This window comes from Streptomyces griseoluteus (assembly GCF_004784465.1).
Taxonomy (GTDB): domain Bacteria; phylum Actinomycetota; class Actinomycetes; order Streptomycetales; family Streptomycetaceae; genus Streptomyces; species Streptomyces griseoluteus.
Genome location: NZ_SRRU01000002.1, coordinates 117,114 through 138,967 on the forward strand (window position 1 = coordinate 117,114; position 21,854 = coordinate 138,967).

The following is a 21,854-nucleotide window of genomic DNA, read 5'->3' on the forward strand; positions in this document are numbered from 1 at the left end:
GGGACCGCACGAGGTCCCCGGCCTCCGCCCGTCCCCACCCGGAACCGCCCCCACCCGGAAGGTCACACCCCCATGCCCCGCATACCCCTGGCCCGCGCGGCCCTCGCCGGCCTCGGCACGCTGGCCGTCCTCGCCGCCACCGCGCAGCCCGCCGGCGCCGCGCCCCGTACGCCGAGAGCCGAGGGCCCCGTCGCCCACGCCTTCACCAGCGCCGCGGCCGAGTACGGCGTCCCGCGCGACCTCCTGATCGCCCTCGGCTACAGCGAGACCCACCTCGACGGCCACCACGGCCTGCCCAGCCAGGCGGGCGGCTACGGCGTGATGCACCTGGTCAGCAACCCCGGCCAGCACACCCTGGAGCTGGCCTCCCGGCTCACCGGCGACACCGCGCGCGAACTGCGCAGCGACACCGCCGCCAACATCCGGGGCGGCGCCGCCGTCCTGCGCTCCTACGCCGACCAGGCCGGACTGAGCACGGCCGAGCGGCGCGACACCGACACCTGGTACCCGCTCCTCGCCCGGTACGGCGGCGCCACCGACCCCGCCACCGCCCGGCTCTACGCGGACACCGTCTACACCTTCCTCGCACAGGGTGTCACCGCCCGCGCCGAGGGCGGCGAGAAGCTGGCCCTCCCCGCCCGCGAGGTCGCCCCCGAGCGCGGCAGCCTCGCCCCGGCCGCGCAGAGCCCCGACTACCCCTCCGCCCTCTGGGTCCCGGCCAACGCGGCCAACTACGCCGTCGGCCGCACGGCGGCCATCAGCAAGGTCGTCATCCACGTCACCGAGGGCTCGTACGCCGGGACCATCAGCTGGTTCCAGAACCCGGCGGCGCAGGTCAGCGCGCACTACGTGGTGCGCTCCTCGGACGGCCAGATCACCCAGATGGTGCGCGAGAAGGACACCGCCTGGCACGCCCGCTCCGGCAACGCCAGCGGTATCGGCATCGAGCACGAGGGGTACATCGACAACCCGAGCTGGTTCACCGACGCGATGTACCGCTCCTCCGCCGCGCTGACCGCCTCGATCTGCGCCCGCTACGGCATCCCCAAGGACCGCGCGCACATCGTCGGCCACTCCGAGGTGCCCGGCAACGACCACACCGACCCCGGTCCGAACTGGAACTGGACCTACTACATGCAGCTGGTCGGCGGCAGCACCGGCGGCGGCGAGGTCCAGCTCAGCTTCCCGTCGTACGACACCCTGCGGTCCGGTTCCACCGGCGCCCAGGTCTCGGCCGCGCAGTCGCTGCTCAACGCGCAGGGCTTCGACGCGGGCACCGTCGACGGCAGCTTCGGCACGAAGACCGGCTCGGCCGTGACCGCCTTCCAGAAGGCCCGCGGACTGGACGCCGACGGGGTGGTCGGCGCCCGTACCTGGACCGCGCTGCTCTCGGCCGGCACCACGCCCGCGCTCAGCCAGGGCAGCACCGGCGCCGCCGTCCAGCGCCTCCAGCGGGCCCTGACCGCCGCGCTCGGGGGGACGATCACGGCGGACGGTGACTTCGGCCCGGGCACCCAGCAGGCCGTACGGGACTACCAGACCAGCCGCTCGCTCGGCGTCGACGGCCAGGTCGGACCGGCCACCTGGGGCGCGCTGCAGGCCGGACGCTAATAGCCTGGGAAGGTGCGGGGGGAGCCGCCCGTACCTTCCGATCCAGGTGGGGGGCCTTCGGAGCATCGCCCATGACCACTACGCGCACCTACCGACCCGACCGTGCCACGGACCGCCCCGCCCTCGGTTCCGCCGCCGACTGGGGGCTGCTGCTCATCAGGCTCACCTTCGGTCTGCTGATGGCGGGCCACGGGGCGCAGAAACTGTTCGGAATCCTCGGCGGCCAGGGGCTCACCGCCACCGGGAAGGGGTTCGAGAGCCTCGGCTACCGGCCGGGGAAGGTCTTCGCCGCCATCGGCGGGCTGTCCGAGCTGCTCGGCGGCCTCGGCCTGGCCGTCGGGCTGCTGACCCCACTGGCCGCCGCCGCGCTGATCGGCGTCATGATCAACGCGATGGCGCTGGTCACCGGCCGCGGCGGGCTGTGGGAGTCGGAGGGCGGGGTGGAGTACAACGTCTGCATCACCGTGGTGGCCCTGGGCATCGCCGCGATCGGCCCCGGCCGACTGGCCCTCGACCGGTTCTTCCCGTGGGGCCGGGGCGGCTGGTGGCCGGCCGCCGTGGCCCTCGGGCTGGGCGGCATAGGGGCGGCCATCACGCTCAACCTGTAGGTGTGACAGTCAAGTTGCCGCCGTGCGTGACCGGTCACGCACGGCGGCTCGTCGCGTGCTGCCTAGCCGACGATCGCCACCGGCGCGTCCCAGGCGCTGCGGTCCACCATGATCGTGTAACCGCCGCGCGACTCCTTGCTGTTCACCATGTACTGGTGGGCGCGGCTGTGGTTGGTGAACGCCTTCGGGTCCCAGGGCCAGTCGGCCGTGGTGGTGTTCTGCTGGTCCCACAGGGCGTACCAGAGGTTGCCCGGCAGGTCGGTCTTGTCGGTCGCCGTCGCCACGGCCTTCGCGCTGGAGCTGGTGAAGCCGTAGTAGCCCGCCCGGTAGGCCTTGCCCCGCAGCGTCTTGGTGAAGGAACGGACGTAGGACAGCACGGCGTTGTTGCACGCCTTGTCCGTGGTGTCGTATGGCTCCATGTCGAGGTAGATCGCGCTGCCCGGCTTCATGCCGAGCGCCGACGCCTTGGCCACCGCGTCCTTGGCGTCCGTGGCACCGAGGGACGTCGCGTCGGTGGCGGTCATCTTCTCGGGGTTGGCGCTCTTCTGGCAGGGCGGCTGGGCGCCGACGCAGAGCGGGACCAGCTTCCAGCCCTGGGAGTTGACCGTCTTCACCCAGGACGCGGTGAGGTTGGGCTGGGCGCAGCCGCGGTTCTTGCCGCCGATGTAGACGGCGGCGGCGCCGTAGAAGCCGGTCCTCCACGCCTTCATCGCGGCGGCGGACGGCGCGGCGCGGGACGAACGATGTGACTTCCGGTACGGCGGCCGTCCGGTTCCGGGGCGGCGGGCGTACGAAGTGACAGCACTCTAATGCAAGGGGTGTGTACGGGGGTTGTGTGCCCGGTGTGCCGGGTCCCCGGCGGTGGGGCCGGGGAACGGGGTGATCGCATTCTTTTGGCCGGGCGGGCTTGGGGCGGTCGCGTTCTGGGCACCGTCCTCCTACCGGTGTTCGGTGTCGGTTGGGAGGAGGGTGACGTGGAGCGTCAGATTCGCGTGCGGGTCAGTCGTCGGCCAGCGGCTCCGCGGGGCCAGGAGATCGACCGCAGGACGCCGTCGGGGCGGGTCCTGCCCTACTGAGACCAGGGCTGCCGTAGCGATCGAAGGGGCTTCAGGCGGCCAGCGGGGTCAGGACCAGCGGGGCGATCCGTCCCTCCAGCATGGCACCCAGGCCCTGCACGGCACAGATGTCGGGGTGCTCCGCGATGTGCGCCGGGATGCCGATGGCCTCCTGGAGCATCCTGTCCAGGCCCGGCAGCAGCGCGGTGCCGCCGACCATCATGATGCCCCGGTCCACCAGGTCGGCCACCAGGTCGGGCGGGCACTCCCGCAGCACCTTGCCGATGCCGTCGAGGACGGCCAGCAGGGGGGTGTGGATCGCTTCGCGCATCGCGGCCGTGTCCACCCGTACGCTGCGGGCAAGGCCCGTGGCGACGTCCCGGCCGTGGATCTCGGTGGACACCGGGCCCTGCGGGGTCAGACCGTTGTCCGAGAGGGCGATCTGGAGCGGGCGCACCGACTGGCTGGGCAGTATCAACTCGTGCTCGTGCCGCAGGTGTTGCACGATCGCCCGGTCCACCGCCTCACCGCCCACCGGAATGCGCTCGGCGGTGACGATCGAGCCCAGCGACAGCACCGCGACCTGGGTGGCCGCCGCCCCGCACACCATGATCATGGAGGCCTCCGGGCGCTCCACCGGGAGTCCGCAGCCGACGGCCGCCGCGATCAGGGTGTCCATCAGCTCCACGCGGCGCGCGCCGAGTCCCACCAGCGTCTCGATCGTCGCCCGGCGGGCCAGCGGGTCGGCCTCGTGCGGGGTGCAGGCCGCCGCGCGCAGCCGGGGCTTGCGGCGCAGGGCGCGGCGCATCCGGTCGCCGATCAGGTGCCGCAGCATCCGCTGCGCCATCTCGATGTCGACCACCGTGCCACCGGACACCGGCCGCACCACCCGGATGTACTGCGGGGTGCGCCCGGTCATCTGCTCCGCGAAGTCACCGACCGCGATGAGAGCGCCGGTACGGGTGTTCACGGCCGCCACCGAGGGCTGGTCGACGACGAGTCCGGCACCCTTCACATAGACGCGGGTGCGGGCCGCGCCCAGGTCGACGGCGAAGTGGCAGCGGCTCAACTGCTCCAGGCTGACGGTCACGGCAGTTCCTCCCGAGTGCGCTGACCATGGGCGGGCCGCCGGATTCGACGGGCCTCACTGGAGATCCTGCGCGGGCACCGGCGCGGGTGCCTTCTGGAGGGGGCCGGGCGGGGCGCCGCTGAATGGGGGATTCCGGCGCGACTATGCCGTGTCGGACTGGCCCTCGGGGCCGGGGAGTGTCAGCGGGTCCGGGAGGGTCAGCGCCCGCTTCATCACCTTGCCCATGTCGTTGCGGGGGAGGGCGGGGAGCAGGCGCAGTGCGCGGGGCCGCTTGTGCGGGGCGAGGCGGCCGGCCACATGATCTGACAACTCCGGGAGCGCGGGCGGGGCTTCGGGGTCCGACGGCACCACCCAGGCCACCACCCGCTCGCCCAGGTCCGCGTCCGGCTCCCCGGTGACGGCCGCCTCCGCGACCGCCGGATGCTCCAGCAGCGCGTTCTCGATCTCGCCCGCCCCGATCTTGTAACCCCCGCTCTTGATCAGGTCGGTGGCCTTCCGGCCGACGATCCGTACGTATCCGTCGGCCTCCCGCACGGCCACGTCCCCGGTGCGGAACCAGCCGTCGGCCGTGAAGGCGGCGGCGGTCGCGTCGGGCCGGTTCAGATAGCCGGTGAACAGGTTCGGACCGCGCACCTGGATCTCGCCCACGCTCTCCCCGTCCCGTGCGGTCAGCTCGGTGCCGTCCTCCTCCACCAGCCGCAGCTCCACACCGGGCAGCGGCACGCCGACGGTGCCCGCGCGGGCCTCGCCGTCGACGCGTACGGAGGTGTTCATCAAGGTCTCCGTCATGCCGTACCGCTCGATCACCCGGCGCCCGGTGGCCGCCGCGATCCGTTCGTGGTCGTGGACGGGCAGCGCGGCCGAGCCCGAGACGAGCAGCCGGGCCCGGCCGAGCGCCTTCGCCAGCTCCGGGTCGGCCGGCAGGGCCTCGGCCAGCCGGTGGTACATCGTGGGCACGCCGAACACCATGGTCGCGCCGTCGTTCAGCTCGCGGGTCACGCCCTCGGGGGAGAAGCGGCCCAGATGGCGCACCGAGCCGCCGCGCCTCAGCGGGCCGAGGACGCCCAGCACCAGCCCGTGCACATGGAACAGGGGAAGCCCGTGCACCAGCACGTCGTCCCCGGTCCAGTGCCAGGCGTCGGCCAGCGCGTCCAGGGTCGCGGCGAGCGCCCGGCGCGGGACGACGGCTCCCTTGGGCGGGCCGGTGGTGCCCGAGGTGTAGACGATCAGCGCCGGGTCCTCGTCCCCGTACGTGTCCTCGGGGACCCGCCCGGTGCCGAAGACCTCCAGGCGGGGCAGGTCCGCGAGGGCGGGCGGGAGTTCGGCACCGGGCGCGGTCAGCACCAGCGCCGGGTCGCTGTCGGCGAGGATGTGCGCCAACTCCCTTTCTCCCGACTTCGGGTTGAGCGGCACGGCGGCCGTTCCGGCGAGCAGCGCCCCCGTGACCGCCACGGCGGTCTCCAGCTCCGGCGTCGCCCACACCGCGACCCGGCCGAGGCCCCGCAGCCGCCCGGCCACCGCCCCGGCGGCGGAGGCGAGTTCCGCGTACGACAGCGACCGGGCGCCGAAGCGCAGCGCCGTCCTTCCGGCCGTCCGTGGGTCCGTCAGGGCGGGGAACAGGGAGGACACGCGGGACTCCTTCGCTGCCGGGTACGACAGCCCCTTCCTACCCCACCGGCGGCACCACGTCCCCGACCACACAGCTCACGTTGTCCGGACCGCCCGCCGTGTTGGCCGCGTCGACCAGCGTCCGTACGGCCGTCTCCGGGTCCGGGGCGGCGGCGAGCAGCTCCCTGATCCTGTCGTCGGGGACCACCCCGGTGAGGCCGTCCGAGCAGAGGAGGTAGCGGTCGCCGGGCAGGGCCTCGTGCAGCCGGAGGTCAGGGTCGGCCCCCAGGGCCTTCAGCAGCAGGGACCGCTGCGGGTGGCTCTCGGCCTCCGCCGGGGTCAGGCGGCCCTCGTCCAGCAGCGACTGGACCACGCTGTGGTCGTGGGTGATGCGGAACAGGCCGCCCTCGCGGAGCAGGTAGGCCCGGCTGTCCCCGATGTGCGCCAGGGCCAGCCGCGACCCCGTCCACAACAGCGCGGTCAAAGTGGTGCCCGCGTCCCCGGCCCCCTCCGTGACGTCCCTTACGGCATCGCCCGCGCCCCGCACGGCGTCGGCCAGCAGGTTCAGCACGTCGCCCGGTCGCGGCCCGTCCTCCTCGTCGAGGAACCGCAGCGCCTCGACCGCGGCCCCGCTGGCGGGCGCCCCGGCCGGGCCGAAGCCGTCGGCCACGGCGAGCAGCCTGCGGCCGGCGTAGACGGTGTCCTGGTTGGCGGGGCGGACGTGCCCCCGGTCGGAGTGGGCGGCGCAGCGCAGTTCCAGCATGGTGGGTCCCTTTCCCGGTGCCTCGGTCAACTCCGTCACGAGGAACGCGGCGAGATCCCGCCGCACGGCTGTCTCCGCCTCGACCCGCGCCCAGTACGCCCGGACCTCCCGTGCCGCGTCGGCCCCGGTCAGGACGGACACCGCGCGGATCCGGGCCAGCGGCATGCCGAGCCGCCGCAGCCACGCCACCAGCCGGGCCCGGTCCAACTGGGCGACGGCGTAGTAGCGGTAGCCGGTGAACGGGTCGACGCGAGCGGGGCGCAGCAGGCCCAGCTCGTCGTAGAGCCGCAGGGCCTTGGGGGAGAGCCCGGACGCCTTGGCGAACGCGCCGATGGTCAGCAGGTCCATGTCCGTCCAGGCTCCCTCGAAAGGCCGCTTCCTCGCTTCGCCACCGATGCTGGGGCTTCACCGAAGGGGAAGGTCAACAGGGGTGTGCCGGTTCCGGTGCGGTTGCTAGCCTCGCGATCACCGAGCCGACGCAGACGACCAGGGAGCCCGCCGTGCCGCGTATAGCCCTCGCCACCTACGATCCCGGCACCGCGCCCAGCAAGGACCCCGATCTCGATGGACTGGTCGCGGAGTTGAGGGCGGCGGGCGCCGACGCGGAGGCCCGCTTCTGGGACGACCCGGAGGCCGACTGGGCCGGCTACGACCTCGTCCTCATCCGCTCCACCTGGGACTACATCTGGCGCCCCGCCGAGTTCCTGGCCTGGGTGGACCGCGTCGACGCGCTCACCCTGCTGCTCAACCCGGCCGACGTGGTCCACTGGAACGCCGACAAGCGCTACCTCGGCGAACTGGCGTCGGCCGGTGTGCCGACGGTCCCCACCCGCTACCTCCCGCCCGGCGCCGAGCCCGACCTGCCGACCGGGTACGAGTACGTGATCAAGCCCGCCTCGGGCGCGGGAGCCCGGTACGCGGCCCGGTACACACCGGAGGAACGCGATCGCGCGGTAGGGCAGTTGGCGCAGATGCACGCCGAGGGCCTCACCGCGATGGTCCAGCCCTACATGCGGAGCGTCGACCAACACGGCGAGCGGGCCCTGCACTTCTTCGGCGGGCGCCTGCTGCACGCCAGCCGCAAGGGTGCCGTCCTCGTCTCCGGCACGCCCTTCGACGCCGACAAGATCGCCCACCCGAAGTTGGAGAAGTGGCAGCCGACCGGAGGTGAACTGGACACGGCTGAACGGGCACTGGCGGCCGTACCCGGTGGCGCCGAGCGGCTGCTGTACGGCCGGGTCGACCTCATCGACGGTGCGGACGGGCAGCCCTGTGTGCTGGAGCTGGAACTCATCGAGCCCCACCTCTTCCTCGACCTGCACCCCGAGTCGATTCCCCGCGTGGCCCAGCTCATCATCCGGGCGGCGAAGGGCAGTTGAGGCTCAGTCCCGCAGGGCCGTCCGCTGGAGCAGCCCCCAGGTGAACTCGGCGGCCACCTCGTGCCGTACCCCGTCCAGGTCCGGAGCGGTGAAGGCCAGTGCCTGGCGGCTCGGGGCGGTGCCCTGGACCGGGCGGGCCGGGGCGAAGGCGCGGGCCACCTCCTCCAGGGTGCAGGACCACGGGGTGAGGTCCTCCAGCGTGTTCAGTTCGGGCGCCGGAGCGTCGGGGGCACGCACCAGCCACTCGGTCAGGACCGCCCCGCCCGGCCCGGCCAACAGCTCGAAGCGCAGGTCCGGCCAGAGGGACACCGTCCACCGCCACGCCTCGCACTCCAGGTCGCCGACCCGGCGCGGCTCGACCGACTCCGGCTCGCCCAGCATCGCGCGGTACCGGGAGACGGCCGGGCGTGACCTGGGCGAACGGGCCATCGCCTGCCAGTGTTTGTTGGCCTCCCGCATCTCGGTCGCGGAGGCGCCGAGCCGCCTGCGGGCGTCCTCGGCCAGCTCCGGATTGTGGTCGGCCATGCGGCGCAGCAGCACCAGGGAGAAGTCGCGAGCCATACCCTCCATGGTGCCGGGCGAGCGGGCGGCCATTGCCCGTCCGACCCGCTGTGGCTAGCCTGTGTTCGCCCCACCGGTCACCGGTCGGGGTATCGAACACGGGCCGCCGCGCCCGTACGAGCAGGCAAGGAGGCCGGACGTGGGACGCCTCGTGCCCGCCGTGACGCGGGCTTTCGACATCCTGGAGCTGTTCCTCGACGGGGACGGCACGCTCTCCGCGCCGGACATCGTGCGCAGACTCGGCCTCCCGCGCACCACCGTGCACGAGCTGGTCACCACCCTCGCCGCCCGCTCCTACCTGGTACCGGTACCCGGACAGCCCGGCCGGTACCGGCTCGGCGTGCGCCCGTACCAGCTCGGCAGCCGGTACGCGGAGCAGCTCGACCTCGCCGCCGAGGGCCGGGAGGTGGCCCGTACCGTCGCCGAGACCTGTGACGAGACGGTCCATGTGGCGCTGCTGGAGGACACCGACGTCATCTACATCGCCAAGGTCGACTCCACGCACGCCGTCCGCATGGTCTCCGCCGCCGGGCGCCGGCTGCCCGCGCACTGCACGGCCGTCGGCAAGATGCTGCTGGCCTCGCTGCCCGCTCAGGAGCTGGCCGCACGCGTCCCCGACGGCGCCGAACTGGCCGCGATGACCCCGGACAGCCTCACCGATCCCGCCCAACTGCGCGAGGCGCTCGCGGAGATCCGGCGCCGGGGCGTCGCGGTGGAGCGGCGGGAGTCCAACCCGGACGTGAGCTGCGTCGCCGCCCCGGTCCGCGACCGCACCGGGCGGGTCGTCGCCGCGCTTTCCATCTCGGTGCCCACGATCCGCTGGAGCGAGGAACGCCGTACCGAGCTGGAGGCGCTCGCCGTCCGGGGCGCCGCCGAACTCTCCGGGCGGCTCGGCCACCGGGAGGCGGCGTGAGCGGCTACGAGGTCGCCGTCGCGGCCCAGGCCGAACTGGGCGAGGGCCCGACCTGGGACCCGGCCACCGCCCGCCTGCTCTGGGTCGACGTCCTGGGCAGCCGCGTGCACACCTACGACCCCGCCACCGGCCGCCGCACGGTCCGCACCACCGGCCAGCACATCGGCGCCGCCAAGCCCCGTGCCGACGGCGGCCTGGTGCTCAACCTCCGCGACGGCGTCGCCCTCCTCGACCCCGACGGCGCCTTCCGCTGGCTGCACCGCGACCCGGTCCCCGGCCGCCGCGCCAACGACGCGGCCGTAGCCCCCGACGGCTCCCTCTGGGCCGGCACCATGCGCTACGACGAGGCCCCCGGCGGCGGCACCCTGACCCGCCTGACCGGCGACGGCACCGCCGACCCGATCCTCACCGACGCCACCGTGAGCAACGGCATCGGCTGGAGCCCGGACGGCACGCTGATGTACTACGTGGACAGCCCCACCCGGCGCGTCGACGTCTTCGACCACGACGGCAAGGGCGTCCGGAACCGGCGCACCCTGGCCGTCGTCGAGGAGGGCGCGGGCTTCCCGGACGGGCTCACGGTCGACGCGGCGGGCTGCGTCTGGGTCGCCCTGTGGGACGGCGGGGCGGTCCGCCGCTACACCCCCTCCGGCGCTCTGGACCGCGAGATCCGGCTCCCGGTCCCGCGCACCACCGCCTGTGCCTTCGGCGGCCCCGGCCTGACCGACCTGTACGTCACCACCGCCCGCGTCGGCCTCACCGCGCCCACGGCGCTGTCGGGCTCGGTGCTGGTGGTTCCGGACGCGGGGGAGGGGCTGCCGCAGCCGCCGTTCGCCGGCTAGGGAAGGGATCGGCTGCCGCGTCGACCCGTGCGGCCGGCTAGGGAAGCCCCGCCGCCTTCCGTTCCTCCGCCGTCAGCGGCGGGCCCGCGAGGGGCGGGCGCAGCGGACCCACGGCGGCCGCCAGCAGCATGCGCGGCGCGAGCAGCGCCTCCGCACCCGTCTCCAGCGAGGTCACGTCGGTCACCCGGCGCGCGACCCGGCCGTTGCCCGTGGCGGTGAGCAGCAGCCGGCCGACGTACGCGGCGACCAGCCGGTCCCGGACCGTGGGGCCGGCCGGGGTGGCGCCGGGGTAGAACACATCGGAGCCGATCGCCAGGTCCCACGCGGTGCGTACCGTACGGCCCACCGCCCGCTGCGCCCGCCGGGCCAGACCGGGCGCGCCGAGCCCGCCCCGCCGGAGCACCGTGTCCCGCAGGACGAGCGCCGACCGGGCCGCCACCGACATGCCGTGCCCGTACACCGGGTTGAGCGCGCACAGGGCGTCACCGAGGACGACGAACCCCTCGGGCCACTCGGACAACCGCTCATAGAACAGACGCCGGTTGGCGGTCGTCCGGGTGACCGTGACGTCCGTCAGCGGTTCGGCGTGGGCGAGCAGCTCACCGACCAGCGGATGCCGCAGCTCCTCCTGCGCGTACCGCAGGAACTCGGCCCCGGTGGACGGCGGTTGGTCGGCGCGGGCGCCGATCAGGGTGACGAGCCACCCGCCGTCCTCCACCGGCAGCAGCACCCCACCGCGCCCGATGCGCGAACCCCGCTGATCCGGCTCGATGTTGACCACCGGGAAGCCCTCCCGCGCCCCCTCCGGTGCCCGGAACAGCCGGCTGGTGTAGGTCAGCCCCGAGTCGACCTCCCGGCGCTCCGGCTCGGGCAGGCCCAGCCCCGCCAGCCAGTGCGCGGCACGGGAGCCGCGCCCGGTGGCGTCCACCACCAGAGCGGCGTCCAGGGTGCGTTCGGTGCCGTCGGCCCGCACCCGCACCCCGGTCACCGCACGGCCGGTGCCGGCGAGGGCGAGGGCCTCGGTGCGGTCCAGCAGCTCGATCGCGCCGTCCGCCCGCACCAGGTCCCGGACCACCCAGTCCAGCAGGTCCCGCCCGGCCGGCAGCATGAACGCCGACTCCGGCCAGCGCCGGTACCAGCCGTGCGCCGACAGCGCCACCATGTCCGTGGTCATCGGCACCCGGCGCACCCCGGCCGCGCTCAACGCCGCCTGCGCGCCCGGCAGCAGCTCCTCCAGCGCGCGGGCGCCGCCCGACCACAGCTGGTGGACGTGCCGTGCCTGCGGCAGCCCCTTGCGCGGCTGGGGCCCGGCGGGCAGCGCGTCCCGCTCCACCACCGTGACACAGGCGCCCGTCGCGGCCAGGGCGCGGGCCGCGAGCATGCCGGCCAGGGAGCCGCCGAGCACGACGGCCGTGGGCTTCACTTCACTCATGTGCGGCAACGCTCTCTGCTGGGTCGGCGGCCGCACGGGCACGGACCGCCGCGATCTCGTCGGGACGGCGGAGGGCACGGGATACGGGCCCGATCTCCTGGAGCAGGTCGGTGGTGTCCGGCGCGGCCGCCGTCGCGGGCGGCTCGGGCCTCCGGGTCTTCGCCTCGACCGCGTCCAGGATGGTCACCGCCGACGCCAGCGCCCGCGCCCGCTCCGGCGGGTGGCCGAGGCTCAGCGCGGCCTCGTACGCGCGGGCGCCGAGGGCGGTGTCGAGGTGCCGGGCCAGCGGCAGCAGCACGTCCCGGATGAACGTCTCGCGCCGGGTCAGCCGCAGCTCCGGGGTCGCCCGCAGCACGAAGGGCACGCCCGCGCCGGCCGAGGTGCGCATCAGCACGTACAGCGGGCGTAGCTGACGGTGGGCGACGCGGACCCGCCAGCGGTCGCTCGCGTACTGGCCGGCGTGCGGCAGGATGAAGCCGACCGCGATCAGGATGGCGGACAGCGCGGCGATCGGCGGCGCGAGGTCGGTGCTCAGCCAGTCCAGGTCACCGCCCACCCAGCGGGCGCCGACCGCGGCCAGCTTGACCGCGTCGAAGATCAGGTTGAGCACGTAGCCCGCGCCGAGCAGCTTCAGCCCCCAGCGCAGCCAGGCGTCCAGCCCCTCCGCGCGCACCCAGTTCCACAGCAGCCGCGCCGTGATCAGGCAGGCCAGGGCGTGCGCGCCGAGGTAGAGCAGGATCTCCTCGCGCATGAACGGAGTGGTGGCGTAGTAGGTGTCCAGGTCCCGCAGCCGCTCCACCGGCACGTCGGCCAGGAGGAACAGCAGCCACAGCAGGGCGATCACCCCGCTGTACACCGACACCACCCAGCGCCGGGCCCGCCGGGTGACCGCCGAGCGGTCGGGGCCGTTGCGCCAGGTGATGATCAGCAGCAGACAGGAGCCGCAGAACGCGGTGAGCAGCGAATAGCACCAGGGCGCCGAGATGTTGGACACCCCGGTCAGCCGGTTCACCCGCGCGATGGTGGACGGCGAGCAGAACACGAAGACCCCGCAGGCCAGCAGCAGCAGACCGCCGACCGCGCGCAGCAGCGGGTCCCGCCACAGCCGGATGATCGTGGGCAGCTTGATCACCAGCGCGATGCCCAGCACCGCCGTCGGAATCCAGAAGGAGATCGAGAAGTCCCGCAGGGTGGCGGCGGGTTCCATGACCGCTGTGCTCACCGCGCGGCCCCGCCCCGGCCGCGATAGCCGAGGGAACGCTGTACGAGGTCCAGGGGCTCGGCGGAGCGTCCCAGGCCGGAGCGGAACAGGGTGGCCAGGCGGTGGCCGAAGTCCTCCGCGGCGGCCTCGTCGGCCTCGCGGGAGCCGTCACGGGCGGCCACCGTCAGCGCGGTCCCCTCCCAGCCGGACCCGTCCGCGAGGGCCAGGGCGGCCGGGCCGAGGGACGGGTGGTGCCGGTGCCCGGCGTGCAGGTGCCACAACTCATGGCCGAGGATGACGAGTTGCTGTAGGGCCTCGGCCCGCTCCTCCACGATGACCAGGTCGAAGTCCTGGACCTCCACCCACAGCCCGGTGACCTCGATCTCGTCCGGGAAGCGCTCGAACCGCAGCTCCACCGGCCGTCCGCCGCGCCGGGCGCTCATCGCCGCGCACAGGGCACGGCAGATGCCGCGCGCATCGGTGGGCGGGTGGGGCGACTCGGCCACGTCAGCCGCGAGGTCCCTGGCCAGGGCGCGCATCGTACGGGCCGGACGGGAGGGGCGCAGTCGGGCGGCCAGTCGTGCCGCTCGCGCCCGTGCGTCCGCGCTGACCATGTGCCGCCCTCTCCTCCTTCGCCCCGGCGCCGTCGCCGGACCGTCCGAGCGTACGCGCACGGGTGTGTCCACGTCATGCGGATCAGCGGGTGTGGTTCAACCGAGAACCACCCGTGCGCGTACGACCGTTCAGTGGCCGGGGGAGGGCACCGGAGTCACCGGGAGACCGCCCGCGGCCGCGCCCATGAGGGTGAGGCCCACCTTGCCGGGCCCGGACAGTGTGGTGAACTCCGACAGCACCGCCAGCGCCAGTGTGTTGGTGCCACGTGTGCGCAGAATCCCGTTCGGCAGCACGAAGGTGTGCTGCGGACCCACATTGTTGATGTATTGCCCCATGTTCCAGCCGTTGAGGAAGATCTGCGCCCGGTAGGCCCGGTACGGATCGTCCTCCAACCGCAGCCCCACCGAGGCGTCCACGTCGCCCGGCACCGACAGCCGGAAGGTGGTGCGGTACCAGGTGACGCCCTGCCGTCGCTCCTCCCTGGGGAAGGTCACCGGCTCCCAGTCGCGGTCGCGGAGGCCGGGCAGGTGCCAGCCCTCCCGCTCCCCGTACAGGCCACCGGTGTTCAGCGGGCCGCGTACCGGGTCCACGGCCCGCTCGCCCTGGAGCCGCCAGGACACCTTCGGTGCCGCCCCCGTGAAGGACACCGAGGTCAGGCCGCGTGCCGCCTTGTGGGTGTCGTCGCCCTTGCCGTCCTGGTCGTGCTGCATGCGCCGTACCAGCACCGACAGCACATGGCGGCCGGGGGAGCGCAGCTCCGGGCGGACGGGGAAGGTGGCCGTCGCCTCCCAGGTGCCCTTGCGGATGGTGGTCGTCTTGTCCGGTACCGGCAGGCGGTGGGTGCCCAGCGGCTCCCCGTCCAGCCAGGCCATCAACAGTCCCTGGGTACCGGAACTGTAGGCGAGGGAGACCGACTCGATCCCGGTACTCCCGCTGAACGTACCCCGGTACCAGACATCCCCGTAGTGGAAGCCGTAGTCGTCCGCGAACAGCACCGGGCCGCCCTTGGGGACAGGGGTGGTGCTGTACGAGGCCGTGCGGTCCGCCCGGCGCCACCTGGAGTCGTCGAAGCCCGGGCCCGCCTCCGGGTTCTCCGTGCGCATGCGCCAGCCGGTCAGCTCGGGGAGGCGGACCTCGGGCACACCGGGCAGCGGGGCGGTGGTCATCAGGCTGCCGGACAGGGTGGTCCGGGTCGGCACCCGGCGCCCGTTCCACACCAGGGTGTCGACGCCGCGCGGGCCCCACACCTCCATCACCGACTCGCCGTCCAGGTCGCCGGTGAGCCGCACCTCCGAGCCGTGCACCTCGGCGTGGCGCAGCAGCGCGGGGCCGTACACCACCAGGGTCCCGGCGGGGGTGTCGTACGGGAAGATCCGCATCGAGGTGTCGTCGTCCGCGAAGAGCAGCACCAGCGGGGTCTCGGTCTCGCCGCCGGTCACCAGCACCCGGCTCAGGCCGGCCTCCCCGAGCGGGGCGCTGACGTGCAGCTCTCCGCCTTCGTACGCCCAGCCGGCCTCCGGGTCCAGCCGGGTGACGTTCGGCTCCTGCGGGCAGTCCAGCACCAGGTCCGCCATGTCTCCCCGGCGGCCCGCGAACACGGCGACGTCCCGTGCGCCGGCTGTCACGCTCATCACGGGCTGGGCGGTGCTGTGCCGCATCTTCCGCCTGCCGAGGCGCAGTCCGGTCGCCAGCATGCGGGCGTCGCGGGCGGGGACGGTGATGCGCAGCTTCCCGGTGTTCGTCGGCAGATCGGCGGTGACCGGCTCGGTGCCGTCGTTGCGGGTGACGTACACATGCGCGCCGGTGTCCGGGTTGGCCAGGTGGTAGACCTTCAGCCCCGCCACCGTCACGTCCGCGGCCCGGTCCAGCCGTGCGAAGTCCGGTACGCGCTGGAAGAGATGGCCGAGCTGGTGCATCGGCGCCATCTTCGGGGTGACGTTGCGGGCCTCGTCGATGGCCGCCCCGTAGTCGTAGGACGTGTAGACCACCGGCGCGGGCAGCCAGCCCCAGCTGGTGCCGCCGAACGTCATGTAGACGTTGTGCAGGGTGAGGCCGTTGGCGAGGTTGGTCAGGTAGAAGCGGCGCTCGTAGGCGGAGTCACGGGTGCGCCGGGCCTCCGGGTACCCCTTGCCGTCGAACCAGGCCCCGCCCCACGGATCGAACCAGCCGCCGCCGAACTCCGGCACGAACCCCGGTGTGTTCGGAGAGGCGGTGGAGCCCCCGGTCGGCCCGCCCTTGCCGAACTTCCCCCAGTCCGGTGGGTTCTGGGAGGGCGAGGGGTAGCCGTCGAAGCCGTACAGGTAACCGCCCTCCTCACCACCGGTGTCGAAGGAGCCAGGGGTCCAGTGGCCGTTGCGGCCCTTGTCGTTGTGGAAGAGGGGTACGTCGATGCCGTCCGCGCGCACCTTCTTGTACAGGTGGGACATGTACGCCCGGCCGGTCGGCTCGGTGACGTGGGAGTCGTACTCGTTCTCCAGCTGGTACAGCAGGACCGTGCCCCGGCCCCGGGTGTACAGGTGCCGGCGGGCGATCCGGTTCACCTGCGTCAGCCACGCGTCCACGTGCCGCAGATAGGTGGGGTCGGCGGTGCGCGCGGTGCCCTTGGTCACCGTCAGCCAGCCGGGGAACCCTCCGCCGTCGACCTCGGCGTTGATGTATGGGCCGGGGCGCAGGATGACGTACAGCCCGGTCTCGGCGGCCGTGCGCAGGAACAGGTCCAGGTCCCGGACGCCGGTGAAGTCGAAGCGGCCGGGAGCGGGGGAGTGGTAGTTCCAGGAGACGTACACGCTGACCGCGTTGAAGCCGTGCGCCCGCATCTTCTGCAGCACGTCCCGCCACAGCGAGGGGCTCGGCAGCCGGAACGGGTGCATCTCGCCCGACCACACCACCAGCCGCCGCCCGTCCACCAGCAGCGAGTACGGGTCGAACCCGACGGTGTGCCGCCGTCCGTCCGCCCGCGGCGCCGCGGGCGCCGGCCCGGTCGGCACCCCTCTGGCGGCGAACGCCGAGGGCGCCCCCGGCCCCCCGCTCCCGCCCATGGCGAACCCGAGCGCGGCACAGCCGGTCAGGGCACTGAAAGTACGTCTGCTGAGCGCCAAGGTCGTCCTCCGGTCGGCCCCCATAAGAAGCGTGGCAGAGGCCATTCTCCACGGCCCGTCAGCTCGCGGCGGACCACGGGGCCTCGGGGCGGGGGTGAATCAACCGGTACGGGGGTGTGGCGTCGCGGTGAGGCGGGGGGAAAGCGCGGAGGTACGGGGACACGGGGGCTCGCACTGGCGTACGGCGCCCTTAGCCGGGGGTGGCGGCGGATCAGGGTGTGGGTGGGCAGGGGGCCGGTGAGGTCGGGTGCCGGTGGAGGGATGCAGACGCCGGCACTGACGTGGGCGGCCGTGGTGGGCGACGACGGCGGATCAGGGTGTGGGTGACCAGCGGTACCGGTCGGCGCGGGTGCCGGGAGCGGGCGTGCCGGGTGGGCCACGGGGCAGGTGGTGCTGCCGTTCGGACCGGTCGGGCGGGGGCCGGTGTGCCCAGGTGCCCGGGCGGCGGTGAGTACCGCGCGGACGCGCTAGCCCATCGGCGCCGGTGCCCCCGCGCCCGCCGCGTTCGGCCAGCTCTGGGCGTTGGGCCAGCCGGAGGCGGAGGCCGGGGCGAAGTCGGGTGTGGCGGGGACGGCCGGGGTGCCCGGCGCGGTCATCCCGCGTACCTGGGCGGCCGTGAGGCCCCCGCGGGCGGGGACGCCGGGTGGGGTGGGGCCCAGGGCGGCGGCGGGTGCGGGGACGGGCGCGGCCATGGGGGTGGGGGCGACGGCCGCCGCGGCCGGTGCCGGGTACGGGGACGCGGGGGCGGGGATGGGCGGGGGTGCCATCGGGGCCGGGGGTGCGGCGGGCGCGGGCGCCCGCTGCGGCACCGGCTGCTGGGGGACCTGCTGGGGCGCGGGGCCCGGTTGGGCCGCCGGTACCGGCATCCCGGCGCCCTGTGGGGGTGGGGCGGCGGGGAGCGGCATGCCGGCACCGGCGGCCAGGGCGGCGGCGATGACGGGGGAGCCGGTGGAGGCGGTCAGCCGGGCTCCGGCGCCGTTCGTCTCGCCGACCAGGCGGTCCACCGCCGCTGTACCGGAGCTGTAGCCCAGCTCGGGCACCGCGGGCTCGTAGAGGACCTGCTCCAGGCCGGCCACCAGGCGGTGGACGTCGGTCTCGGGGCGTACCACGAGCCGCAGGAAGCGGCTGGACGAACCGATCTTGTTGCCGCACTCGCGGACCAGAATCCGGTGTTCGGTCAGCAGCCGGTCCCGGACCAGGGTGCCCTCGGCACCCACAGGGAGGCGTACGAAGAGGAAGTTGCCCTGCGAGGGATAGACGGTGAGTCCGGGCAGCGCGGACAACTGGCTGGCCATCTCCAGCCGGTCGCGCCGCACCTGAAGCAGACTCTGCGTGTACTCGGCACGGTGCTGCTTCAGCGCGAACACCACGTACTCCGCGAAGGAGTTGAGGTTCCACTTGGGCAGCATCGAGCGGACCTTGTTCGCCAGGCCCGGGTTGGCCACCAGATACCCGAACCGGATGCCGTGCAGCCCGAAGTTCTTGCCGAGGCTGCGCAGCACGATCACATTGGGCCTGAGCATCGCCTCCTGCACCACACTCGGCTCCGCCTCGGCGTCCGCGAACTCCAGGAACGACTCGTCGATCACCACCAGGTCCAGGTCGGCCATCGCGTCCATGAACTGCACCACCGACTGCCGGGGCAGGAAGCCGCCGTCGGGATTGTTGGGGTTGCAGATGACCGCCACCCGCGTCCCCCGTGCCCGGATGAACTCGGCGTACCGGCCGAGGTCCAGCGCGAAACCGCCTGCCTCCGGGAGCGGGAACATGTCGACCCGCTTGCCGGTCTCCATCGGCTGGTCGGTCCAGCGGCCGAAGGTCGGCACCGGCACCGCGAGCGACTCGCGGACCAGCAGATGGTCGATCCAGGTGATCAGCTCGGTCGAACCGTTCCCCATCGCCACGCACTGCGGCGGCAGTTGGAGCAACTGGCACAGCTCGGCCGTGATGGTGTCGGCACTGCTCGGGTAGTACGTGATGATCTCGCGCAGCCGGGACGCCATCTCCTCGAACATCGCCGGCGTCGGGAAGTAGGGGTTGCACGGGATGCAGAAGTCCACCGGACCCGTACCGTCGCTCTCCCGCACCAGCGCCGCCATCGAAGGGCTGTGCGCGGCGGTGCTGCGGAACAACGACGTGACGTTGTCAGGCAAGGGGACCTCCGTCGAAGGGTGGCCCGCGCGGGGGACGCGGGCCACCCATCCATACGGAGGACTCGGGGGTGGTGTTCAACTCACCCTGGCTGTGACCTCCTTCACCCGGCGTACGCCCCTCACGCCCCCGACCTGCGCTTGTTCCAGACGTCGAAGCCGACCGCCAGCAGCAGCGCCAGCCCCTTGATGACCTGCTGCCAGTCGGTGCCGACGCTCAGCAGGTTCATCCCGTTGTTCAGCACGCCGAGCACCAGCCCGCCGATGATCGCGCCGAGCACCGTGCCGACCCCGCCGCTCATGGAGGCGCCGCCGATGAACGACGAGGCGATGGCCTCCAGCTCGAAGTTGACGCCCGCCTTCGGCGACGCCGCGTTCAGCCGGGCGGCGACCACCAGTCCGGCGAGCGCCGCGAGGACGCCCATGTTCAGGAAGACCAGGAAGGTGACTTTCTTGTCCTTCACCCCGGACAGCTTCGCCGCGGGCAGGTTGCCGCCGATCGCGTACACATGCCGGCCGAAGACCGCGTTGCGCATGAGATACCCGTAGCCGACGACCAGCGCGCCGAGGGCGATCAGGATGATCGGGGCGCCCTTGTAGCTGGCGAGCAGCAGGGTCAGGGCGACGATCGCGGCGACCAGTGCGGCCAGCTTCAGCGCGAACAGCCTCAGCGGAGGCACCTGGAGCGCGAACTCCCGCTGCCTGCGGCGCCCTTGGACCTCCTGCCAGACCACGGCCGCGATCAGTACCAGACCCAGCAGCAGCGTCGGATTGTGGTAGTCGGTGTCGGGGCCGAACGCGGGCAGGAAGCCGTTGCCGATCTTCTGCAGCCCGTCCGGGAAGGGCCCCAAAGTCTGCCCCTTCAGCAGGATCTCCGTCAGCCCCCGGAACAGCAGCATCCCGGCGAGCGTCACGATGAACGACGGGATACCGAGATAGGCGATCAGATACCCCTGTACCGCCCCCGCCGCCGCGCCCACCAGCAGACACAGCACCAGCGCCAGCGGCCAGGGCACGTCGTGCCGCACGCTCAGCACCGCCAGGAACGCCCCGACGAACGCGGTCAGCGAGCCCACCGACAGGTCGATGTGCCCCGAGATGATCACCAGCATCATCCCGATCGCCAGTACCAGGATGTAGCTGTTCTGCAGTACCAGGTTGGAGACGTTGCGCGGCAGCAGCAGGTCCCCGTCGGTCCACACCGCGAACAGGACCACGATCAGGCCGAGCGCGATCACCATCCCGTACTGGCGCATGTTGCGGCGCAGACCGTCCAGCATCAGCCGGAGCACGCTTGGCCCGGCGGGCGGTCCGCCGCGCTCCGGCGGGGCCGGGGCCGTCACGTCCGCGCTCATGGCGTCACCTCTTCGTCTCTGGTCATCAGGCGCATCAGCGCTTCCTGCGTGGCCCCGGCCCGCGGCACCTCGCCGGTCAGCCGGCCGGCGGCCATGGTGTAGATCCGGTCGCACATGCCGAGCAGCTCGGGCAGTTCGGAGGAGATGAAGACCACCACCCGGCCCTCGGCCGCGAGCCGCCCGATCACGGTGTAGATCTCGTACTTGGCGCCCACGTCGATGCCCCGCGTCGGCTCGTCCAGGATCAGCACGTCCGGGTCCGCGAAGATCCACTTGCTGAGGACGACCTTCTGCTGGTTGCCGCCCGACAGCCGGCCCACCGGCTCCAGCACGGTCGGCGCCTTGATGTTCATGGCGGTACGGAACCCCTCCGCAGCCCGCCGCTCCGCGTGCTCGTCCACGATCCCGCGCCGGGCCACCTTGCCGAGCGCGGTCAGCGAGACGTTGCGGTGCACGGTGTCGATGAGGTTGAGCCCGTAGTGCTTGCGGTCCTCGGTGACGTACGCGATCCCGTGCCCCACCGCCTCCGCCACGGTCCGGGTACGGATCTCCCGGCCGTCCTTCAGCACCGTGCCGCCCGCGTACCGGCCGTAGGAGCGGCCGAACACGCTCATCGCCAGCTCGGTGCGGCCCGCGCCCATCAGCCCGGCGATGCCGACGATCTCACCCCGGCGCACCTCGATGGACACGTCGTCGACGACCTTGCGCTGCCGGTCGATCGGATGCCGTACGGTCCAGCCGCGCACCTCCAGAGCCGGGGCCGTACCCGACTCCGGCTCATGGGGCGGGCGTTCGGGGAAGCGGTGGTCGAGGTCGCGGCCGACCATGCCCGCGATGATCCGCTCCTCGGTGGTCCCCGGCGCCCGCACGTCCAGCGTCTCCACCGAGCGGCCGTCACGCAGCACGGTCACCGAGTCGGCGACCTTGCGGATCTCGTTCAGCTTGTGCGAGATCACGATGCAGGTGATGCCCTGAGCCTTCAGCTCCAGGATGAGATCGAGGAGTTTGCCGCTGTCCTCGTCGTTCAGGGCGGCCGTCGGCTCGTCCAGGATCAGCAGCCGTACCGACTTCGCCAGCGCCTTGGCGATCTCCACCAACTGCTGCTTGCCGACGCCGATGTCCGCGACCCGGGTCTCCGGATGCTCGTCCAGACCGACCCGGCGCAGCAGCTTCGTGGCGTGCCGCAGGGTCTCCGTCCAGTCGATCAGACCGCGCCGGGCGTGCTCGTTGCCGAGGAACAGGTTCTCCGCGAGGGAGAGATACGGCACCAGGGCCAGCTCCTGGTGGATGATGACGATGCCCTGCCGCTCACTGGCCCGGATGTCCCGGAACCGGCACTCCTCGCCCTCGAAGAGCACCTCGCCCTCGTAACTGCCGTACGGGTGGACCCCGGAGAGCACCTTCATCAGGGTGGACTTCCCGGCGCCGTTCTCCCCGCAGATGGCGTGCACCTCGCCCGGCCGGACGGTCAGGGTGACGTCGGACAGGGCGGTGACGCCGGGGAAGGTCTTGACGATCGAGCGCATCTCGAGAACGGGTCCCGCCATGGCCGCGCCTTCCAGGTCGTGGGAGT

Annotated in this window: 16 protein-coding genes and 1 pseudogene; 5 read left to right on the forward strand and 12 right to left on the reverse strand. The window is 73.1% G+C overall.

Annotation, left to right across the window (positions count from 1 at the left end; genetic code table 11):
* Nucleotides 1-72: 72 nt before the first annotated feature.
* The gene (locus E5082_RS05980) at nucleotides 73-1,611 is read left to right on the forward strand and encodes an N-acetylmuramoyl-L-alanine amidase (RefSeq protein ID WP_135790231.1); all 1,539 of its coding nucleotides are present in this window, start codon (nucleotides 73-75) and stop codon (nucleotides 1,609-1,611) included.
* Nucleotides 1,612-1,682: 71 nt separating this feature from the next.
* The gene (locus tag E5082_RS05985) at nucleotides 1,683-2,219 is read left to right on the forward strand and encodes a DoxX family protein (RefSeq protein ID WP_135790232.1); all 537 of its coding nucleotides are present in this window, start codon (nucleotides 1,683-1,685) and stop codon (nucleotides 2,217-2,219) included.
* A gap of 62 nt (nucleotides 2,220-2,281) precedes the next feature.
* Here E5082_RS05985 and E5082_RS05990 read toward each other — a convergent pair.
* The 4 genes and pseudogenes from E5082_RS05990 to E5082_RS06005 all read right to left on the reverse strand — a co-directional run.
* A pseudogene (locus tag E5082_RS05990) lies at nucleotides 2,282-2,947 on the reverse strand (glycoside hydrolase domain-containing protein); the annotation flags it as partial.
* 379 nt (nucleotides 2,948-3,326) lie between these two features.
* Nucleotides 3,327-4,364 carry a rod shape-determining protein gene (locus E5082_RS05995; protein WP_135790234.1) on the reverse strand — a complete coding sequence of 346 codons (1,038 nt, stop codon included), beginning with the start codon at nucleotides 4,362-4,364 and terminating at the stop codon, nucleotides 3,327-3,329.
* Between the two features lie 141 nt (nucleotides 4,365-4,505).
* Nucleotides 4,506-5,993, reverse strand: a complete 1,488-nt coding sequence (locus E5082_RS06000; protein WP_135790235.1) for an acyl-CoA synthetase — start codon at nucleotides 5,991-5,993, stop codon at nucleotides 4,506-4,508.
* A 37-nt stretch (nucleotides 5,994-6,030) separates the two neighbouring features.
* Nucleotides 6,031-7,083 (reverse strand): MerR family transcriptional regulator, encoded by a 1,053-nt coding sequence (locus tag E5082_RS06005; protein ID WP_135790236.1) that lies wholly within the window; start codon nucleotides 7,081-7,083, stop codon nucleotides 6,031-6,033.
* A gap of 152 nt (nucleotides 7,084-7,235) precedes the next feature.
* Here E5082_RS06005 and E5082_RS06010 point away from each other — a divergent pair, with 152 nt between their 5' ends.
* Nucleotides 7,236-8,114 carry an ATP-grasp domain-containing protein gene (locus E5082_RS06010; protein ID WP_135790237.1) on the forward strand — a complete coding sequence of 293 codons (879 nt, stop codon included), beginning with the start codon at nucleotides 7,236-7,238 and terminating at the stop codon, nucleotides 8,112-8,114.
* Nucleotides 8,115-8,117: 3 nt separating this feature from the next.
* Here E5082_RS06010 and E5082_RS06015 read toward each other — a convergent pair whose 3' ends face one another.
* Nucleotides 8,118-8,675 (reverse strand): hypothetical protein, encoded by a 558-nt coding sequence (locus E5082_RS06015; protein ID WP_135790238.1) that lies wholly within the window; start codon nucleotides 8,673-8,675, stop codon nucleotides 8,118-8,120.
* Nucleotides 8,676-8,814: 139 nt separating this feature from the next.
* Here E5082_RS06015 and E5082_RS06020 point away from each other — a divergent pair, with 139 nt between their 5' ends.
* Nucleotides 8,815-9,588: an IclR family transcriptional regulator gene (locus E5082_RS06020; RefSeq protein ID WP_135790239.1), complete on the forward strand. Its 774-nt coding sequence runs from the start codon at nucleotides 8,815-8,817 to the stop codon at nucleotides 9,586-9,588.
* Nucleotides 9,585-10,430 carry an SMP-30/gluconolactonase/LRE family protein gene (locus E5082_RS06025; RefSeq protein WP_135790240.1) on the forward strand — a complete coding sequence of 282 codons (846 nt, stop codon included), beginning with the start codon at nucleotides 9,585-9,587 and terminating at the stop codon, nucleotides 10,428-10,430. The genes E5082_RS06020 and E5082_RS06025 overlap by 4 nt, the downstream gene beginning before the upstream one ends.
* Nucleotides 10,431-10,467: 37 nt before the next feature.
* Here E5082_RS06025 and E5082_RS06030 read toward each other — a convergent pair whose 3' ends face one another.
* From E5082_RS06030 to mmsA, 7 genes are all read right to left on the reverse strand, one after another.
* Nucleotides 10,468-11,862 carry an NAD(P)/FAD-dependent oxidoreductase gene (locus tag E5082_RS06030; RefSeq protein ID WP_135790241.1) on the reverse strand — a complete coding sequence of 465 codons (1,395 nt, stop codon included), beginning with the start codon at nucleotides 11,860-11,862 and terminating at the stop codon, nucleotides 10,468-10,470.
* Nucleotides 11,855-13,069 (reverse strand): MAB_1171c family putative transporter, encoded by a 1,215-nt coding sequence (locus tag E5082_RS06035; protein WP_135790698.1) that lies wholly within the window; start codon nucleotides 13,067-13,069, stop codon nucleotides 11,855-11,857. Before E5082_RS06035 ends, E5082_RS06030 begins: the two co-directional genes overlap by 8 nt.
* A gap of 11 nt (nucleotides 13,070-13,080) precedes the next feature.
* Entirely contained in the window at nucleotides 13,081-13,677 is a 597-nt protein-coding gene (locus tag E5082_RS06040; protein WP_190045184.1) for a toxin-antitoxin system, toxin component family protein, read from the reverse strand.
* A 129-nt stretch (nucleotides 13,678-13,806) separates the two neighbouring features.
* Nucleotides 13,807-16,776, reverse strand: a complete 2,970-nt coding sequence (locus E5082_RS06045; protein ID WP_135790242.1) for a beta-galactosidase — start codon at nucleotides 16,774-16,776, stop codon at nucleotides 13,807-13,809.
* 467 nt (nucleotides 16,777-17,243) lie between these two features.
* A complete protein-coding gene (locus tag E5082_RS06050) occupies nucleotides 17,244-18,929 on the reverse strand; it encodes a pyridoxal phosphate-dependent aminotransferase (RefSeq protein WP_135790243.1) in 1,686 nt (561 codons plus the stop codon).
* A 119-nt stretch (nucleotides 18,930-19,048) separates the two neighbouring features.
* On the reverse strand, nucleotides 19,049-20,281 hold the full coding sequence (gene mmsB, locus E5082_RS06055; RefSeq protein WP_135790244.1) for a multiple monosaccharide ABC transporter permease: 1,233 nt from the start codon (nucleotides 20,279-20,281) through the stop codon (nucleotides 19,049-19,051).
* Nucleotides 20,278-21,828 carry a multiple monosaccharide ABC transporter ATP-binding protein gene (mmsA, locus tag E5082_RS06060; RefSeq protein ID WP_135790245.1) on the reverse strand — a complete coding sequence of 517 codons (1,551 nt, stop codon included), beginning with the start codon at nucleotides 21,826-21,828 and terminating at the stop codon, nucleotides 20,278-20,280. The genes mmsB and mmsA overlap by 4 nt, the downstream gene beginning before the upstream one ends.
* Between the last annotated feature and the right edge of the window lie 26 nt (nucleotides 21,829-21,854).

What these genes read in the sequence shown, in the direction of transcription:
- E5082_RS06030 (WP_135790241.1), bottom strand. Translation starts at nt 11,862, where the DNA reads ATGAGTGAAGTGAAGCCCACGGCCGTCGTGCTCGGCGGCTCCCTGGCC.
- E5082_RS06005 (WP_135790236.1), bottom strand. Translation starts at nt 7,083, where the DNA reads ATGGACCTGCTGACCATCGGCGCGTTCGCCAAGGCGTCCGGGCTCTCC.
- E5082_RS05980 (WP_135790231.1), top strand. Translation starts at nt 73, where the DNA reads ATGCCCCGCATACCCCTGGCCCGCGCGGCCCTCGCCGGCCTCGGCACG.
- E5082_RS06040 (WP_190045184.1), bottom strand. Translation starts at nt 13,677, where the DNA reads ATGGTCAGCGCGGACGCACGGGCGCGAGCGGCACGACTGGCCGCCCGA.
- E5082_RS06015 (WP_135790238.1), bottom strand. Translation starts at nt 8,675, where the DNA reads ATGGCTCGCGACTTCTCCCTGGTGCTGCTGCGCCGCATGGCCGACCAC.
- E5082_RS06035 (WP_135790698.1), bottom strand. Translation starts at nt 13,069, where the DNA reads ATGGAACCCGCCGCCACCCTGCGGGACTTCTCGATCTCCTTCTGGATT.
- mmsB (WP_135790244.1), bottom strand. Translation starts at nt 20,281, where the DNA reads ATGAGCGCGGACGTGACGGCCCCGGCCCCGCCGGAGCGCGGCGGACCG.
- E5082_RS05985 (WP_135790232.1), top strand. Translation starts at nt 1,683, where the DNA reads ATGACCACTACGCGCACCTACCGACCCGACCGTGCCACGGACCGCCCC.
- mmsA (WP_135790245.1), bottom strand. Translation starts at nt 21,828, where the DNA reads ATGGCGGGACCCGTTCTCGAGATGCGCTCGATCGTCAAGACCTTCCCC.